Origin of the sequence: Streptomyces sp. NPDC056224, assembly GCF_042267665.1 — a bacterium.
Classification (GTDB): domain Bacteria; phylum Actinomycetota; class Actinomycetes; order Streptomycetales; family Streptomycetaceae; genus Streptomyces.
Genome location: NZ_JBHJTK010000084.1, coordinates 1 through 11,980, shown reverse-complemented (window position 1 = coordinate 11,980; position 11,980 = coordinate 1). Strand labels below are relative to the sequence as shown.

Sequence of the window (11,980 nt, the reverse complement as noted above, 5' to 3'; positions counted from 1 at the left end):
GCACACACCACCCAAGTCCACTCCGGCGAAGAAGCCCTCACCCGCATCACCGGAGCCCAGACACCCTCCGGCATCCCCGTCACCATCACCACGCCCCAGCAGGACCGGCCGCAGCGCAGCGCGCGGTCCTCCCGCGGCCGGCGCAGCCGCCCCGCCCAGGAGCGGCGCCGCGCCATGGGCATGGCCGCCTGACCTCCGGGTCCCGGGGCCTGTCCCCGACCCGCTTCGCCCCGCCCCCGCCCGTCCCGCTCGTTCCCGCGTACCCCTTCCCGTCTGTGAGGCATCATGCGCTTCGTCATCGCCCGGTACCCCTTCGACCTCCAGAAGACCGAGGTGGAGGAGAAGATGAAGGGCGTCAAGGCCGAGCCCGTCACGGGGGCGTCCGTGATCATCGGCCGCCGCACCTACCCCGTCAAGCAGGTCGGCGAGGTCATCACCCGGCAGGACCGCCGCGACTTCACGGCCGCCGAGGTCACCCGGGCCCTGACCCGCCTCGGCTTCACCTGCCGCGACGTATCGGCGCCCGTGCCCGCGGCCGCCCTCACCCCGCTGCAGGCCGCCTCCGCACTGCTCGGCACCCCGGCCGGAGCCTGACCGCTTGCTAGAGTCCGTGCTCATGTCGATCCCTGATGATCTGCTCGTCGATCTCGCAGCCATGGTCGAGTCGGAGCAAACCAATCAGATGTCCCTCACCGTCGTGACCCAAGGCGCCGTCATCACCGGCCGCCTGGCCCCCGAGAGCGTCTGGCGTCAGCGCGTCGCGGAGGTCCTCCAGGACTCCGACCAGCTGGCCCCGTTCGCCGAGGTCTTCAGAGCCTCCGAACAGGCCGGCCCTGCCGCCGGGCCGCCCTCGCACCTGCACTTCCACGTGGCGCGCATCCTCCAGGGCACCCTGGGCATCCCCGAAACCGGCGGCATGTACCGGATCGCGCTCGGGGACGTCAACGCGTGGACCGTCGGGGACTTCAGCTACTCGGACAAATAGCCCCTCCTGCGACCGCACGGCCGCGGAGCCCGCTCATCCCGCTCGGAGGCCGGAACCGGGCCGGTGCCCGCCTCCGAGCTGCTGATCGGTGCCCATCGGGGAGCACAACCCCCGATGGGCACCGCGCACGCCCTGCGGGCGTTGGTCTCCCGGCGTGGGGGCCGCATCGCATCCGGCCGGACGGCGCGGACGTGACCCGCTGCGAGCGGCCGGGATCCGACCGGCGAACCGGCCTCCCCGGTCGCCGAACGCCCCCTGCGCGCCGCCCTGCGTCACGGGCGGGGCCCGGCCCCTCAGCCACGTCTTCGCGCGCTGCACGCCGCCGCACCGCGCGCAGGGACCGGGCTGCGCGCCCCGGGGCGCTCCCGTGGTCCCCGGCGGACGCACGGACCGAGCCGGCTACGGCGCCTCGCCGCATGCCGGAACGCCCGAATGCGCCCGGTACGGGGGCGCGCCTGCGCCTCGCGGTGCACCGCGGCTGGCCCCGTGCGCTCACCCATCGGGGACTACGGGACAGCCTCAGCCGGGGAGCCCTTCGAGGAACCGCTGCTGGTCGTCGAGGAGGCCCGGCGGGAAGAGGGCCCGCGGGGCGAAGACGGCCGTCAGGGCGAGCCGCCAGGAGGAGCGCTCGACGGGGGTGCGGAGCAGGGAGTGCGTCGCGCCCGGGTAGCGGCGGACGGTGAGCGTGCCGGGCCGGAGCAGGTCCCGGTAGACGGCCTCGGTCTCGGCCCCGTCCACGTTCAGGTCGTCGGCGCCCGAGATCAGCAGCACCGGGACGTCCCCCACGGCCCGCATGGCCCGTAGGTCCCCGGTCGCGTCCGCGGTGTGGTTGCGGGTGATGAACGACCAGCGCTCCGGGGTGAGTTCCCGGTCGGCGCCGGGGCTCGCGCGGTACTCCTCGTACGACCCGCCGCGCCGCAGCAGGGCCAGGGTCGACTCCCGGGTGCGCAGGGCGGCCGCCGTGCGGTCGGCGTCGGCCCCGGCCGCGCGGAGCTCGGCGCGCAGGTTGTACTCGCCCTGGCGGTCCCAGTTCACGGCGACGCCGACGGCGATGACGAAGCGGACGCCCGGGGCCGGGGCCCGCGCCACCACCTTGGGCAGCACCCATCCCGCCTGGCTGGCGCCCCACAGGCCGATCCGGGCGGGGTCGACGTCGGGCCGGGTGCGCGCCGCCCAGGCGATGGCGTCGGCGGTCTCGCGGGCCCGGTCGTCCATGGTCTGGCCGAGCCAGTCGGCGGGTTTGTCGAGGGAGAGCGAGGCGTAGCCGGCGCGGGCGAAGGCCTCCCAGTACGGCCGGTAGAAGCCGTCGTGGGTGGCATCGATCTCGCCGTCGCCGTGCACGAGGACCACCAGCGGGAAGGGGCCGGCGCCCCTCCCGGTGGGGGTGGCGAGCACCCCGGGCAGCTCGTGGCCGGCGGCGGGGACGGAGACGCGCTCCTCGTGGACGTCGTAGCTCTGCTGCCGCAGGACGACGCCGGTGAGGGCGAGGGCGCAGGTGAGGAGGAGGAGAAGGGTGGTCAGGAGCGCCTTGCGCGGCTTGGTCGTCATGGACTCCCCATCGTTCGCTCGAATGTAAAACGATCGTAGCGGCAATGAACGTATTAGGCTTGTGCGTATGACGACGGAGAGCGTGGACGTACGGCGCGCAGCGCCCCGGGGCGCCGAGGAGCGGGTGGCCGAGCTGTACTGGGAGGCCTTCTCGGGCAAGCTGGGCGCCGCCCTCGGCCCCGCGGAGGCCGGACGGCGGTTCATCGCCGGACACCTGCACCGGGACCGGGCGGTGGTCGCGGTGTCCGGCGGCCGGGTGGTGGGCGTGGCGGGCTACCAGCTGGCCGGCCGCGGCCTGGTCGGCGGCGACACGGCCGCCGTCAGGGCGCAGTACGGGCAGGTCAGAGGCCTGTACCGGGTGTTCCTGCTGGCCTTGCTGGAGCGCACCCCGGCCCGGGGCGAGCTGGTCATGGACGGCATCGCCGTGGACCCCGCCGAGCGGGGCCGGGGCGTCGGCGGCCTGCTGCTGCGGGAGATCGACGCGGTCGCCGCCGAACAGGGGTGCCGGCGGATCCGGCTGGACGTGGTCGCGGAGAACCCGCGGGCGCGGGCGCTGTACGAACGGCACGGCTTCCGGGCGGTCCGGCTGCAGCGCACCCCGTGGCTGCGGGACGTGCTGGGATTCGGGGCCGTGACGACGATGCACAAGGAGGTGGAGCGATGATCCCCACGCGTCTGGTGGTCCACGCCCTCGTACGGGAGGACGGCACCGTGGACGCCGCCGAGCTGTACGAGGTCGCGGGCGAACTCGGCATGACCGACCAGCAGGTGCGGCTGTGTGTGAAGCGGCTGGTGGCGGAGGAGCGCTTCACCGTGGAGGGGCGCGGGCGGCGCGCCGTGCTGCGCATGGCCGGGGCCGCCGGCCCGGGGGCCGGGGCCGGGCTGCCGCTCGTACCCGAGGTGGACTTCGTACGGCACGCCTACCGGCAGGACCGGGGGCTGGAGCCGTGGGACGGGGTCTGGCACCTGTTCGCCTTCGCCGTACCGGAATCCGCGCGGACGGCCCGGGACGCCCTGCGGGACGCGCTGACCGGGCTGGGGGCGGCGCCGGTGCAGGGCGGGCTGTACGTGACGCCGAACGCGATCGGGCCGTACGTGCGGGCCCGGGCGGCGGAGCTGGGCGTGGCCTCCGCGCTGACCTGCCTGACCAGCCGGGACCTGGAGGCGCGCGGGACCTGCGACCCGGTCGCGCTCGCGGGCCGGCTGTGGCCGCTGGACGAGATCGCGGCGCGGTACGAGCCGCTGCTGACCCTGGCGCGGCGCCCGGAGGCCGGGCTCGCGCACGCCGTGGAGCTGGCCGCGGCCTTCTCCGCCGCGATGCTCCCGGATCCGCTGCTCCCGCCGGAGCTGCTGCCGCAGCCGTGGCCGGGGACGGCGGCCCGGGCCGCCGCGGCCGGGGCCTGGGCCCGACTGCGGGCCGGGGCGGGGCCGGGCTGGCCGCGGCTGTTCCGGCTGTACGGCGAAGCGGTGGCCTGAGGCCGCGCGAGGACACGAGGGTATGGGTTGGTTTGTGGGGGTATATCCCCTGGGACAGCGCAAACGACGTACCCCCGTGCCCGTTCCCGCCGGGGGTCCACCCGTCGGAGGAGCGCAGTGCCATGCACCGTACAGACCTCACAGACGTCTCGACCGACGAGGCGAGGGCCCTGTCCGTGTCCCTGTTCCGGAGACTGGCCGAGCTGGAGGAAGGCGGCGCGGAGTACTCGTACGTCCGCAACACCCTCGTCGAGCTGAACCTCAGCCTCGTGAAGTACGCCGCCCGCCGGTTCCGCGGGCGGAGCGAGCCCATGGAGGACATCGTCCAGGTCGGCACCGTCGGCCTGATCAAGGCCATCAACCGGTTCGACCCGGAGCGCGGGGTGGAATTCACCTCGTTCGCGATGCCGACGGTCACCGGCGAGATCAAGCGGTTCTTCCGGGACACCAGCTGGGCCGTCAAGGTCCCGCGGCGGCTCCAGGAACTGCGGATCGACTCGGCCAAGGCGCACGACGTCCTGGAGCAGGAGCTCGGCCGCGAGCCCACGGACACCGAGCTCGCCGGGCACCTGCACGTCACGCCCGAAGAGCTGGTGGAGGGGCGCAAGGCCGCGTCCGCCTACTCCGCGCGCTCCCTGGACGCGCCGATCCAGGAGGACGGCGACCACGACGGAGGCGCCGACCGGCCCACGCTCGGCGCGGAGGAGGCGGCGTACGACCGCATCGAGTGCCTGGAGTCCCTCAAGCCGATGCTGGCCTGCCTGCCCGAGCGCGAGCGCGTCCTGCTCTCGCTGCGGTTCGGGCAGGAACTGACCCAGTCCGAGATCGGCGACCGTCTGGGACTGTCCCAGATGCACGTGTCCCGCCTGCTGGCCCGCACCCTGGAGCGACTGCGCGCCGGGCTGCTCACCGACGAGGCCGGCGAAGCCGACGAGGCATCGCGATCGGCGGAGCTGCCGGCGGAGGCGTCCGGGGCGGGCGTCACGACCACGGCGCCCGCGGTCCGCTGACCAGCACCTCCAGCCAGACGGTCTTGCCCATCCGCCCGTCGCCCGACGGCTCCCAGCCCCAGCCGCGCGACAGCCTTTCCAACACGATCAGCCCGTGCCCGCCCGGCAGCGCCCGGTCCCCGGGCGGCCGCCGCCGCGGAGGCTCGGCACTGTCGTCACTGACCTCTATGCGCAGCAGCCCGGGGGTGTGCCGCAGGACCAGTTCGCGCGGGCCGCCACCGTGCAGGCAGGCATTGGTCACCACCTCGGAGACCAGCAGCAGCACGTCCTCGACGGCTTCGCTCTCCCCCGGCCACTGCCAGTCGGCCAGCGCCCGGCGGGTGAAGTCCCGGCACCGGCCCACCACACCGGTCGTGGCGCCCCCCAGGACCAGCCTCCGCGTCTGCTCGGCCACAGGGCCTCCCGTCTCCGCGCGCGCCGCTCAGCGGCGCACCTACCCCTACCCCCAGCTGCCAATCCTAGAGCGGTGCCCGTCACCCCCTCTCGATGAATTTCGCATCTCGAAAGTGAGATTCCATATTCCGGTAAGTCGAGATCCAATCCGTTCGCCATCAACCCGCCATCGATCCGCCACCGGGCCGGCACCGGGCCGGCACCGGGCAGATGGCCCCCGAGAGCACCCCACCGCGCCCGGACCCACCTGCCCGCCCACCCACCGGACGTCATCCACATTCCGCATCGTGGACAACTACTCTCGTTTTATGAACGCAGAAGCCGGCGCCCCCGCCGCCGCGAAAACCGCAGTGAAGGACGCAGTGAAGGACGCCGACCGGAAGCATGTCTTCCATTCATGGTCGGCGCAGGAGCTCATCGACCCGCTCGCCGTCGCCGGGGCCCAGGGCTCGTACTTCTGGGACTACGACGGCAACCGCTACCTCGACTTCTCCAGCGCCCTCGTCTACACGAACATCGGCTACCAGCACCCCAAGGTCGCCGCGGCCATCCAGGAGCAGGCGGCCACGCTGTGCACCGTGGCGCCCGGCTTCGCCGTCGACGTCCGCTCCGAGGCGGCCCGGCTGATCGCAGAGCGCACTCCCGGCGACCTGGACAAGATCTTCTTCACCAACGCGGGGGCGGAGGCCGTCGAGAACGCCGTCCGCATGGCCCGGCTGCACACCGGCCGGCCCAAGGTGCTCTCCGCGTACCGCTCGTACCACGGCGCCACCTCCACCGCGATCAACCTGACCGGTGACGCGCGGCGCTTCGGCAACGACACCGCCACCGCCGGTGTCGTGCACTTCTGGGGCCCCTTCGCCTACCGCTCGCCGTTCTACGCGACCACCGAGGCCGAGGAGTGCGAGCGCGCCCTGCGCCACCTGGAGGACACCATCGTCTTCGAGGGTCCGCAGTCCATCGCCGCGATCATCCTGGAGACCGTCGGCGGCGCCCCGGGCGTGCTCGTGCACCCGGCCGGCTACCTGCCCGGCGTGCGCGAGCTCTGCGACCGCCACGGCATCGTCCTCATCCTCGACGAGATCATGGTCGGCTTCGGCCGGACCGGTAAGTGGTTCGCCTCCGAGCACTGGGACGTACGCCCCGACCTGCTCTGCTTCGCCAAAGGCGTCACCAGCGGCTACGTGCCCCTCGGCGGGGTCGCCATCTCGGCGGCCATCGCCGAGACCTTCGCCCGCCGGCCCTACCCGGGCGGCCTGACGTACTCCGGGCACGTACTGGCCTGCGCGGCCGCCGTCGCCACGATCAACGTGATGGAGGAGGAGGGCACCGTCGAGCAGTCCGCCCGTACCGGCGCCGAGCTGCTCGGCCCCGGGCTGCGCGCGCTCGCGCAGCGGCACCCCTCGGTCGGGGAGGTCCGGGGGCTCGGCACCTTCTGGGCCCTGGAACTCGTACGGGACGCGGCGACGCGGGAGCCGCTGGTTCCGTACAACGCCTCGGGCGCCGACAACGCACCCATGGCGGAGCTCGGGGCGGCCCTGAAGAAGGGCGGCCTGTGGCCGCTGATCGCCGGGAACCGCCTGCACGTCGCGCCGCCGTGCAACATCGCGCCCGAGGACGTGGCCAAGGGCCTGGCGATCCTCGACGAGGCCCTGTCGGTCGCCGACGCGCACACGGCCTGAGCTGCACAGCCGTTCGGTCGCCCAATCCGTGGGTGCCGCTCTCGGAGGATCCGCGCCCTTACGAACGCCACGTGGACGTGCTGGAATCCGAAGGAGCACCTACGGACCGGGATGCACGTCAGTCCCGGGGCGGTCCTCCGAGACCGAACGGCGGGGAGCGGCCCGACCGCTGGACGCCGGGCGTACGGGATCCCGCAAGCCGGACTCCGTGTACCCGTAAGGAAGTCAGCCCATGAGCAAGCACGTCCTGGCCCAGAACCAGTACGGCAAGGCCGAGAACCGCATCGTCAAGGTCACCCGCAAGGGCGCCGAAGGTTCGTGGCACGAGATCCGCGACCTCAACGTCTCGGTCGCGCTCCGCGGTGAGTTCCGCGACGTCCACCTGACCGGCGACAACGCCAACTGCCTGCCGACCGACACCACCAAGAACACGGTGTACGCCTTCGGCAAGGAGCACGGCATCGACTCCCCCGAAGCCTTCGGCATCCTGCTCGCCAAGCACTTCGTCTCCTCGCAGGAGCCGATCCGCGAGGCGCAGATCCGCATCGAGGAGTACGTGTGGGACCGCATCCCGGTCCCGACGCGCAAGGAGCAGCACTCCTTCGTCCGCAAGGGCCAGGAGGTGCGCACCGCGCAGATCACCTACAGCGAGACGACGGGCCTGCAGGTCATCTCGGGGCTGAAGGACCTGACGGTCATGAACTCGACCAACTCCGAGTTCCACGGCTACATCAAGGACGAGTACACGACCCTCCAGGAGGCGTACGACCGCATCCTGGCGACCAAGGTCACCGCGCGCTGGGCGCACTCGGCGCTGGCCGCCGACGACGCCGGGTACGACTGGGACCAGTCGTACCGGAAGGTCCGCAAGAACATGCTGGAAGCCTTCGCGGAGACGTACTCGTACTCGCTGCAGCAGACCCTGAACCAGATGGCCGAGCGGGTGCTCGACAACTGCGCCAAGGTCAACGAGGTGCGCCTGAACCTCCCCAACAAGCACCACTTCCTCGTGGACCTGGAGCCCTTCGGCCTCAAGAACGACAACGAGGTCTACTTCGCGGCGGACCGGATGTACGGCCTGATCGAGGGCACCGTCCACCGCGACGGCGTGCAGCCGGTCATCGCGACCTCCGACTGGATCGTCGCCTAGTCGCGTCGCCCAGTTAGTCGCGTCGCCCAGTCGCCCAGTCGCCTAGGCTCCTGGGTCCGCCGGCCCGCCCGGCCCGCCCGGCCGGGCCTCCCCGGGCGCCGGGTACACGGTCCCGAGACGCAGGTTCCACCGCCCCGTGCGCCCGCTGAGTTCGGTGAGCGTGCGGGGTCGCGCGTCCAGCCGCCAGAACGTGTGCGGCGGCAGCTCCAACGCGTGCACGACGGCCGCCCGGACGAAGGCCTGATCCGCGGTCACCCGGTGGGTGCCGGGCCCGAGGCCGTCCAGCCAGTTCCCGGCACGGGCGACGAGCGCCTCGACGGACTCGCCGCCGGGCGGGGCGTACGCGGGGTCGGTGAGCCAGCTGCGCACCGCGGCCGGGTCCTCGGCGGCCACCTCCTCCAGGGTCCGCCCCGCCCACCGCCCGGTGTCCAGGGCGAACGGCCCGCCGTGGCCGAAGCGGTGCTGCCTCATCGAGGCGTCCGGATCCGGGGTGACCAGGTGAACTCGTACCGAAGGGGGGTTCATAAAGGGAGCGTAAGCGCGGTACGGTCTCGGACGACATAACTACATGACGACGGTACGACGGAAGCACGGTGAGAATCCGGCACGGTCGCGCCACTGTGAATCCTCCCCGCACGGGAGGCAAGTCAGACCCGCCGCCGTCGTCGCGAGCACCACTGACCGGGACGCGTGTTCCCTCTGGAGGTACCTGCCATGGCCGCTCACACCGCCGTGCCGACGACGGCTCCCGCCGTCGCCCCGATTTCGCTCTCCGCGCTCGCTCCCTGGGCGGCCTTCGTCGCCGTCCTCATGCTGGTCCTGCTGTACTTCATCGGCGTCGAACAGGGCGCCACCGCGGTCTTCGAGGGCGAGACCGTCCACGAATGGCTGCACGACGGCCGCCACCTGCTCGGCTTCCCCTGCCACTGATCTCTCTGATCGCTCCTCGCAAGGGAACCCGCACACAGATGAACGCTCTCTCTCCCCGCATCCTTCTCATCAGAGGCATGCTCGCCGGCCTGCTGGCCGGTGTCGCCGCCTTCCTCGTCGCGTACCTCCTCGGTGAGTCCAAGGTGGACGCGGCCATCGCCATCGAGGAGGCCGGCCACCTCGCGGCCGGCCACGACCACGGCGCCGAGGAGGCCCCGGTCAGCCGGGCCCTCCAGGCCACGGCCGGCCTCGGCACCGGCGTCCTGCTGTACGGGGTCGCGCTCGGCGGAATCGCCGCGCTCGTCTTCTGCTACGCGCTGGGCCGCATCGGCCGCTTCGGCCCGCGGGCCACGGCCGCGCTCGTCACCGGCGGGCTGTTCGTCACCGTCACGCTGGTGCCGTTCTTCAAGTACCCCGCCAATCCGCCGGCCGTCGGTGACCCCGAGACGGCTGCCCGGCGGACCGCCCTCTACCTGCTCATGATCGCCCTGAGCGCGCTGCTGGCGGCGGGCGCGCTGATCCTGGGCCGACGGCTCGCCCCGAAGCTCGGCAACTGGAACGCGACGGTCGTGGCAGCCGCGTCCTTCGTCCTCGCCGTCGGGATCTCGTACGCCTTCCTGCCCGGCATCAACGAGGTTCCGTCGGACTTCCCCGCCGCGCTCATCTGGGACTTCCGCCTCGCGTCCCTGGCCATCCAGGCCGCGCTGTGGACGACTTTCGGCCTCGCCTTCGGTTTTCTAGCCGAACGGGCCCTTGTGCCGGGCGCCGCACCCAAGGAGGCTGTGCTGCCGACGAGTTGACCATGAGGGGGCCGGTAGTACATGCCGTACGTGCCGACGGCGATAAGGCAGTGGCGAGGATGGACGGGCGCCGCCCCGTTCTGGCTGAGCTCGTTCCTGCTGCTCCTGGCCCCCTTCACCGCCGTCACGCTGTTCGGCCAGATCGGCGTGATCGCGGCCCTGGCCGCGCTGGGCGGCCTGGCCCGGCACCTGTGGTCCGGCGACTACGGCCACCCGGCCGTCCACCTCGCCGCCATCCTGATGGGCGCGACGACGGCGACGCATGTCGCGGTGTGCTGACAACGGCCGGATGAGCTTCGCCGTCCGCTCCCGCCGCGTCCGGGATCGGTGACGTCCCGCGCGCCGCCGTACCGAGCCGGGCACGCACACCCCGGAGATCACCCGTTCGGACGTACGGTCCCGCGCGCTCCGAAGGGTATGGCCGGACCCGTCGCCAGCTGCGAAGACGCAGGAATCCCGACACGACACGCCCGTGACGTTCCGTCAGCCTCTCGTGTTGCACCACGTACTGACGGGCAGAGGAGGTGTCCACTGCTCACGTGACCCGGCCGCCCGAGCCGGACAGGAGGGATTCCCATGCCCCGCGCCAAGTGGGTCGTCGCCGCTCTGACGGTGGTTCTGCTGTCCACCGGCATCAGCGTTCTGCAGCGCACCGAGGGGGCCACCCCCTCGGCCACGACCACGGACGACGCGCTGCCCTCCCGGGCGTTGGGGCTGTCCGACCACCGGCGCCTCGCCCGGCAGCGGGAACACTCCGGCGAGCACACCCCCGGCCAGGGCGCGCGCTCGCCGAGGACGGCCCCCGGTCCGCTGCGGGCCGTCACGGGGCCCATGCGGCCCGCTCGGCCGGTGCGGTTGCGCGTCCCGAGCCTGGACATCGACGTGCCGCTGGCCGGGGCGCGATCGGGTCAACAGGGCCATGAGGGCCGCGACAGCCGCGAGAGCCACGGGGAAGCCTTCTGGGACACCGCCGGTCCGCCGCCGGGCTCGGCCGGCACCGCCGTGGTCACCGGGTCCGGCCTGGACCTCGCCGGACTTCAGCGCGGCCGGACCGTCGAGATCTCCCGCGCGGACGGCCGTACGGCCGTGTTCACCGTCGTCCGGATCTCACCCGGCGAGGCCCCCGGCCACGAGGGCCGGGCCGGGCGTGCCCAACTGCGCCTCATCGGCGGCGAGACCGCCGTACTGGCGCGGCTGACGGGACAGCGGCGCGGCCGCTGACCCGCCCCTGCGGGCCGTCATCCGTGGGGGGTGACTTCGTCCTCCGGTCGGGGGCTTCTGCGCACCCGGCCGGGAGCCGCCCGGCACGGCGGGGCACACCCCCCGCATGAGCGGGAGGCGGCGCGCGCGTGCGGCACTGACCCGGGCCCTGACGGCGGCCTGTGTCGTGCTGCTGTGCGTGTTCGGCGCCGGTCCGGCCGCCGCGACGGTCGCCGAGTCCCGGCCCTCTTCCACCGCCCCCGCGGAGCCCACCGAGGGACAGTCGGATCCGGCCGCCGACCCCGAGGTACGGGCCGCCGTACGGTGGCTGCCGCGCGGGGTACCGGGGCTGCGGCGGACACCGCCGCCGATGTTTCACGTGAAACACGAGGAGCGGCCCGCGGGCGCGCCTGCGGGCCTCGGGAAGACCGAGCCGGCACCGCCGACGGCGCGGAGTGTGGTCCTGCGCTGCTGAGCCGGCCCGTGCCCCCGGGCCCGGTCCGAGCGGGCCCGGCCCGCCGGCAGTGCAGTCCCCCCACACACCCTTGAGCACCGTGAGGTTCCGCCATGCCCATCGACCCGTACACCGCCCTGAACGCCATGCTCCGCGCCGAGGCCGCCCGATTCACCCCGCCGGTACGCCGGGCCGATCCGGCCGCGCCGGTGAAGACGCCGGCCACGGCCGCCGAGTCCGAGAGCACGAGCGGGGGCGAAGCGCGGCACACGGCCGCGCCGGACCCGGCCGCGTAGGAGCCCGCCGCAGACCGCCCGGCCGTGAGTACGGCCTGTCTCTGATCCACCTCTGG

16 protein-coding genes and 1 pseudogene are annotated in these 11,980 nt (G+C 73.1%); 14 read left to right on the top strand and 3 right to left on the bottom strand.

The genetic code is table 11. The annotated features are described in order from the left end of the window. The 3 genes and pseudogenes from ACFCZ1_RS38000 to ACFCZ1_RS37990 all read left to right on the top strand — a co-directional run. Positions 1-192 (top strand): annotated as a pseudogene (locus tag ACFCZ1_RS38000) (ATP-dependent helicase); the annotation flags it as partial. Between the two features lie 93 nt (positions 193-285). Then, entirely contained in the window at positions 286-594 is a 309-nt protein-coding gene (locus tag ACFCZ1_RS37995; protein ID WP_376682846.1) for an SCO5918 family protein, read from the top strand. 22 nt (positions 595-616) lie between these two features. Beyond that, positions 617-985 carry a hypothetical protein gene (locus tag ACFCZ1_RS37990; RefSeq protein ID WP_376682845.1) on the top strand — a complete coding sequence of 123 codons (369 nt, stop codon included), beginning with the start codon at positions 617-619 and terminating at the stop codon, positions 983-985. A gap of 519 nt (positions 986-1,504) precedes the next feature. Here the strand turns inward: ACFCZ1_RS37990 and ACFCZ1_RS37985 are convergent. After that, a complete protein-coding gene (locus ACFCZ1_RS37985) occupies positions 1,505-2,533 on the bottom strand; it encodes an alpha/beta hydrolase family protein (RefSeq protein ID WP_376682844.1) in 1,029 nt (342 codons plus the stop codon). Between the two features lie 67 nt (positions 2,534-2,600). Here ACFCZ1_RS37985 and ACFCZ1_RS37980 point away from each other — a divergent pair, with 67 nt between their 5' ends. From ACFCZ1_RS37980 to ACFCZ1_RS37970, 3 genes are all read left to right on the top strand, one after another. Next, positions 2,601-3,197 (top strand): GNAT family N-acetyltransferase, encoded by a 597-nt coding sequence (locus tag ACFCZ1_RS37980; RefSeq protein WP_376682843.1) that lies wholly within the window; start codon positions 2,601-2,603, stop codon positions 3,195-3,197. Beyond that, the gene (locus ACFCZ1_RS37975; RefSeq protein ID WP_376682842.1) at positions 3,194-4,009 is read left to right on the top strand and encodes a PaaX family transcriptional regulator C-terminal domain-containing protein; all 816 of its coding nucleotides are present in this window, start codon (positions 3,194-3,196) and stop codon (positions 4,007-4,009) included. Before ACFCZ1_RS37980 ends, ACFCZ1_RS37975 begins: the two co-directional genes overlap by 4 nt. Positions 4,010-4,131: 122 nt before the next feature. Further along, positions 4,132-5,019: a SigB/SigF/SigG family RNA polymerase sigma factor gene (locus tag ACFCZ1_RS37970; RefSeq protein ID WP_376682841.1), complete on the top strand. Its 888-nt coding sequence runs from the start codon at positions 4,132-4,134 to the stop codon at positions 5,017-5,019. On the opposite strand, the gene ACFCZ1_RS37965 is transcribed toward ACFCZ1_RS37970, so the two are convergent. Beyond that, positions 4,991-5,413: an ATP-binding protein gene (locus tag ACFCZ1_RS37965; protein ID WP_376682840.1), complete on the bottom strand. Its 423-nt coding sequence runs from the start codon at positions 5,411-5,413 to the stop codon at positions 4,991-4,993. The genes ACFCZ1_RS37970 and ACFCZ1_RS37965 overlap by 29 nt on opposite strands. A 307-nt stretch (positions 5,414-5,720) precedes the next feature. On the opposite strand from ACFCZ1_RS37965, the gene ACFCZ1_RS37960 reads away from it, so the two are divergent. Together ACFCZ1_RS37960 and pucL are read left to right on the top strand one after the other, a co-directional pair. Beyond that, positions 5,721-7,094 (top strand): aspartate aminotransferase family protein, encoded by a 1,374-nt coding sequence (locus tag ACFCZ1_RS37960; RefSeq protein WP_376682839.1) that lies wholly within the window; start codon positions 5,721-5,723, stop codon positions 7,092-7,094. A gap of 232 nt (positions 7,095-7,326) precedes the next feature. Next, positions 7,327-8,244, top strand: a complete 918-nt coding sequence (pucL, locus tag ACFCZ1_RS37955) for a factor-independent urate hydroxylase (protein ID WP_376682838.1) — start codon at positions 7,327-7,329, stop codon at positions 8,242-8,244. A 42-nt stretch (positions 8,245-8,286) separates the two neighbouring features. On the opposite strand, the gene ACFCZ1_RS37950 is transcribed toward pucL, so the two are convergent. Continuing rightward, positions 8,287-8,769: a histidine phosphatase family protein gene (locus ACFCZ1_RS37950; protein WP_376682837.1), complete on the bottom strand. Its 483-nt coding sequence runs from the start codon at positions 8,767-8,769 to the stop codon at positions 8,287-8,289. 189 nt (positions 8,770-8,958) lie between these two features. On the opposite strand from ACFCZ1_RS37950, the gene ACFCZ1_RS37945 reads away from it, so the two are divergent. From ACFCZ1_RS37945 to ACFCZ1_RS37920, 6 genes are all read left to right on the top strand, one after another. Further along, a complete protein-coding gene (locus ACFCZ1_RS37945) occupies positions 8,959-9,174 on the top strand; it encodes a CbtB-domain containing protein (protein WP_376682836.1) in 216 nt (71 codons plus the stop codon). A gap of 38 nt (positions 9,175-9,212) precedes the next feature. Next, positions 9,213-9,974, top strand: a complete 762-nt coding sequence (locus ACFCZ1_RS37940; RefSeq protein ID WP_376682835.1) for a CbtA family protein — start codon at positions 9,213-9,215, stop codon at positions 9,972-9,974. A gap of 21 nt (positions 9,975-9,995) precedes the next feature. Continuing rightward, complete coding sequence (locus ACFCZ1_RS37935; RefSeq protein ID WP_376682834.1) at positions 9,996-10,253, top strand: hypothetical protein; 258 nt, start codon at positions 9,996-9,998, stop codon at positions 10,251-10,253. 297 nt (positions 10,254-10,550) lie between these two features. Then, a complete protein-coding gene (locus ACFCZ1_RS37930) occupies positions 10,551-11,195 on the top strand; it encodes a hypothetical protein (RefSeq protein ID WP_376682833.1) in 645 nt (214 codons plus the stop codon). 106 nt (positions 11,196-11,301) lie between these two features. Beyond that, positions 11,302-11,649 carry a hypothetical protein gene (locus ACFCZ1_RS37925; RefSeq protein WP_376682832.1) on the top strand — a complete coding sequence of 116 codons (348 nt, stop codon included), beginning with the start codon at positions 11,302-11,304 and terminating at the stop codon, positions 11,647-11,649. A 92-nt stretch (positions 11,650-11,741) separates the two neighbouring features. Continuing rightward, positions 11,742-11,924: a hypothetical protein gene (locus ACFCZ1_RS37920; RefSeq protein WP_376682831.1), complete on the top strand. Its 183-nt coding sequence runs from the start codon at positions 11,742-11,744 to the stop codon at positions 11,922-11,924. The last annotated feature ends 56 nt before the right edge of the window (positions 11,925-11,980 follow it).